The organism is Halomonas sp. ND22Bw, assembly GCF_003011945.1.
GTDB classification, from domain to species: domain Bacteria; phylum Pseudomonadota; class Gammaproteobacteria; order Pseudomonadales; family Halomonadaceae; genus Halomonas; species Halomonas halophila.
In genome coordinates this window covers 1-383 of the sequence record NZ_PXWD01000293.1, presented here as the reverse complement: position 1 = coordinate 383, position 383 = coordinate 1, and the positions used below count along the sequence as shown (strand labels likewise).

The window sequence follows — 383 nt, the reverse complement described above, 5'->3', positions numbered from 1 at the left end:
GATCGAGGATCATCTGGAACGGATCACCGGCAAGCGCGAGGCCGATCGCGTCATCGACTATGTGGGCCTCGACTGTCGCGGGTTCGGGGCGGAGTCCGACCAGATCGTCGAGAACGCCGTCACCAACGCGCTGCTGAAATATGTCCGCTTCGGTGGGATGACCAGCACGGTCGGCGTTTACTGCCCCAATCCGATCTCCAAGAATAGGGACAACAAGAAGGGCAGCATGGAAGTCGATTGGGCCAGTGGCTGGATCAAGTCGCCGCGGATGTCGGCAGGCCAGTCGCCGACGGCGAATAACAACCACGCCCTCATGCGGGCGAACCTGAACGATCGGCTGCCCTATCTGCCCCCGGTGATGAACACGAAGAGCATCAAGCAGG

1 pseudogene is annotated in these 383 nt (G+C 61.1%); it reads left to right on the top strand.

Annotation, left to right across the window (positions count from 1 at the left end):
* Positions 1 to 383 (top strand): annotated as a pseudogene (locus tag CVH10_RS18130) (formaldehyde dehydrogenase, glutathione-independent); the annotation flags it as partial.